Below are 3,860 nucleotides of genomic sequence, written 5' to 3'. Positions count from 1 at the left end.
ACCTTCTAGGATTTTCGATCCCATTTGGTAATGTTAATTCAAGAACTACCGAACCGCAGTGACACGTAGCTCTATGTTTTAGCTTAATTTTTGTATTTCCAACTTGATCAATCATACTTAAAGCCTCCATGCTTCATAACGCCCAATTAAGGTGCGACAACGCTATAAAACCTAGACTAAACCATTGCGCCGTAAACACAAAATTCAAACCGAAGTGAAATTGCCAAGCGTTAGGAGTCACTTTTAAATTGTTTGTTAGCTTAATATTTGTCAGTGATAAACCCTGCTCTAATTAGCAAACTCTACTATATAGATTATATTTGATAGTAACGTTTAATAAAAACAAAGTGGTAGCTATGTTCCTAACTCGATTAATTTATGTCAGCACTCTTTCAAAAGACTGCGATTTGAACGCTTTAACAGACATTCTTACGACATCACGCGAACACAACAAAGAAGCTAACATCACTGGACTACTAAGTCATAATCAGAAGTACTTTTTACAATGCCTAGAAGGTTCAAGAGAAGCTATAAATGATACATACAGTCACATCGTAAATGACAAACGACACAGTAAAGTCACCATTCTCTACTTCAAAGAAGTACATTGCCGTGAATTTGGAGACTGGTCTATGGGCGACATTCCTCAATCTCACTTAACTGCATTACTTAACTTACAATTTTCAGGCTCTGACCAATTCAGCCCTTACGATATGTCAGGTGAAAGCGCATATTTAATGTTACTAGAATTAAAGCAGAACCTACCGTCGGAATAGAACTTAAGCTAACGCCCTGTTAAGGTGTGAGCAACGCAATAACGATGCTGCCGCATACCACCTTAAACACAAAACGCAACGCATGGCAAAAATGCCAAGCGTTGCGAATCACTCTTAAACAGATTGTTATAGCGCAATTAACTAGCAGTCGACACAATCAACTGGATTTACAATATCTTCGATTGCATCTTGTAAGTTTGCATTTTTTAAATAGAAGTAAAATGTAGAATCTATGATCTTAAGCATACGAGTGTTTGAGTCGTATGCTAATACAGGGGGGGTTATTCCCTTTGCACTTTGCAATTCTGCAAGCTTCTTAAGCGCACTAGTTAAATGCGAGCCTTTCAATGCATCGCTACGATGATGATTTGGTTTGATTTTTTGCATTAAGGTGTCTTTGCTTACTCCACCATTAATCCCCTCAAAACCAAGCTCTAGTAGCGCTACAATAATATAATATGGCATAAAAAATGGCAGCGGCTTATCGCTTTGAATTACAGAGCCATTTCCAGAAGCTATCGACTCGAGGTTTCTAAGATGCCGCCCCGTGTAATATTCTGTTTTCTCTACAATAGCAGCATCTACATGGGCAGGGTTATCAATAACTATAATGGTTTGCTGTTTATTGTTGATTCCTGCAATGCGACAAGTAACTTTCAACAGTTCCTGATAAACACCTACGCTGTTGAAAGAAGAGTCTATACACTGATCAATTACTGAGGGGTCAAAAGCAATATTTAACTCGGATTCACCTTTACGAGCAATTTCTAGAAAATCTTCACGCTTCCATGGCTCTACGGGTACTTCCACGACTCGATCTTGAAGATCCCCGTTGAATTGAGACATTCGGTTGGCTTCTTTCCAAACACCTAAAATGATAATCTTGATTTTCAAGTCTTGAAATGCGCGCAAGTCATAGGCGAATTGGCGCTGCATATCTTCGTTCAGGTAATGAAAGTTTTCAAGGATCACTACTTTTTTACAACCGCTTTTATGTACTAGGGATGCAACGTCATTTGGTAGGGCAAGGTTAAACTCTATTTCCTCAAACTCTTCTGTTCGGCTTCCACTTCGCTTCTCTGCTATTTCACCAGAAACACTTGTTTTCCCGAACATTGCAATAGTAGCTTGCACTTGAGCTTTAAGACCGCTTCTAGTTTCTTTACCCGTCCCTTCAGTGAAAGATGTACGTACATTTACACCAGCATCACGAAGAATTGCTTTATAGATATCCTCCATTTTGAATTTTGGAGACAAACTAACAACAATATTATCTTCGTATTTGACATACTTTGAAACTAGTGCTGTTTTCCCCTGCTTTGAGGCTCCATAAACGATAACTTGCTTATCCGTCCGCAGGGCATCGATCAACTTAGTGTCTACATGCTCCCTTGATATATAAGACTTAATGTGTTTACCACTTACACCGAAGACATCTTCTAAATTAGCCAACTACTTATTACCCTATAATGATTAAGGGTCAGAACTATAGCATGACAATGCAATGTGTTTTATATCACAAGTCAAACTTTTCGGCTGCGCTATAACGCCGCATTAAGTGGTGAACAACGCGACCACCCAAGCCTAAACCTTGCCACATTTAGCACTAAAGCAGACCTAAACTGAAATCGCCAAGCGTTGAGAATCCGTCTTAAATGCTTTGTTATGTTTTAACACAAACGACTGATTTATTTGGCAAAGAACTGCAATACAACCCTAGATTTCTGAACCAAATCACAAGCTCATACTCTCTTGACCGCCAGATGCGCCAAGCCAGAAACACGTAAGCCCACTTCCCTGCTAATGAGGCAACTCGATCAAGCCTCAACAAACGCCCTTTCTTAGCAAAAGCAGCGCAGAACAATGGCGATTTGCCGAGGCAACTGCCAAGGTTATTGGCTGATAGAGAAATACGCTCAAAGCGACTTTAAGCCAGAGAAATAAGACGACCAAACCACACGAAAACCCGAATGAAGCAACCCGCGAACTTTGGCATGTTTTACGGGTGAAGTGATTCAAGAATTGGGACAGACAATAGCGATTTGCTGACACAACTCAGAACGAATAGCTAAAGGGGCAAAGAACGACTCAAAGGCATTTAAGCCATTGAAACCCCTGTAAAACATAACGCCGCGTTAAGTGGTGAACAGCGCGACCACTACACTCAAGACATTATGCCATAAACACTGATGCATATCTTTGAACTGAAGCCACCGAGCGTTGTGAATCCGTCTTAAACGCTTTGTTAGGCAAAGCTATAGCTATGCCCAAAACTTCCACCATGGTTTTTTAATTGAACTATTTGTTTCTTCGTCATCTTCTGGCGACTGCACAACAAAGAAATCCGTGTGAACGGCTATAAGAACACCATTTAAATCATAACTGCCTACTACAGGATAAAACCCATCGCCCCAACCTGAATGGAAAAGTATTAGATTATTCCCATTATCCTTAGGCAATAGGATATTTGCGATTCCATTTCTAATTAATTTTTCATCATCCATTTGGTCGAACCAGCAATTACTGTCACTATTTTCAAATAAACCTTCATACCATGATTCTTGCACTGGCATATCCTGTTCAATTGTTTCTGCATCAGCAAAACATGAAGTACCAGCATCAACACCATATCCGAAAAACTCACCAGAGTTCAGAGGTCGATTAGATGGTTCCCCACTCAGTGAGAGTTCAAGCAGCTTTCTCGAATTCTCACTAGCATTGGCATCAATAATTAAGCTAGCATAAGCTTCACGAACATGGCTCCCATCTAAATTAGGGCTTACATCGGCAAGGGTAACAATTACCTCATATTCACCAGGTATGATTTGAATAAATATGTTATTTGACTTACTCAATCCCGTAAAAGGATCACATACGATCAATTTCCCTGAGGGTAGTTTTAACTTCCCACAAGGAATAGTACTTAGCTCAACCTTGTCATCACCATCACAAATAACCTCAGACTTTAGTGCTGACCACTTACTCCCATTTGGATATTGCATCAAACCTCCTTGTTTTGCCTAACGCCCAATTAAGGTGCGACAACGCTATAACACCCAAGCTAAACCATTGCACCGTAAACAC

The 3,860-nt window shown here is 40.0% G+C and carries 3 protein-coding genes and 1 pseudogene; 1 reads left to right on the top strand and 3 read right to left on the bottom strand.

Annotation, left to right across the window (positions count from 1 at the left end; genetic code table 11):
* A pseudogene (locus FCV43_RS20690) lies at positions 1–115 on the bottom strand (GFA family protein); the annotation flags it as partial.
* 241 nt (positions 116–356) lie between these two features.
* Here FCV43_RS20690 and FCV43_RS16910 point away from each other — a divergent pair.
* Positions 357–776, top strand: a complete 420-nt coding sequence (locus FCV43_RS16910; RefSeq protein WP_017052207.1) for a BLUF domain-containing protein — start codon at positions 357–359, stop codon at positions 774–776.
* Positions 777–917: 141 nt separating this feature from the next.
* Here the strand turns inward: FCV43_RS16910 and FCV43_RS16900 are convergent, their stop codons facing one another.
* A complete protein-coding gene (locus tag FCV43_RS16900) occupies positions 918–2,228 on the bottom strand; it encodes a hypothetical protein (protein ID WP_136995832.1) in 1,311 nt (436 codons plus the stop codon).
* Between the two features lie 809 nt (positions 2,229–3,037).
* The gene (locus tag FCV43_RS16895) at positions 3,038–3,778 is read right to left on the bottom strand and encodes a DUF4241 domain-containing protein (RefSeq protein WP_136995831.1); all 741 of its coding nucleotides are present in this window, start codon (positions 3,776–3,778) and stop codon (positions 3,038–3,040) included.
* Between the last annotated feature and the right edge of the window lie 82 nt (positions 3,779–3,860).

It is taken from the genome of Vibrio genomosp. F6 (assembly GCF_005146325.1).
Lineage (GTDB): Bacteria > Pseudomonadota > Gammaproteobacteria > Enterobacterales > Vibrionaceae > Vibrio > Vibrio cortegadensis.
This window is presented reverse-complemented; position numbering and strand designations above follow the sequence as displayed.

Excerpts from the sequence above, each read along its gene's own strand:
- FCV43_RS16910 (WP_017052207.1), top strand. The coding sequence starts at position 357 with ATGTTCCTAACTCGATTAATTTATGTCAGCACTCTTTCAAAAGACTGC.
- FCV43_RS16895 (WP_136995831.1), bottom strand. The coding sequence starts at position 3,778 with ATGCAATATCCAAATGGGAGTAAGTGGTCAGCACTAAAGTCTGAGGTT.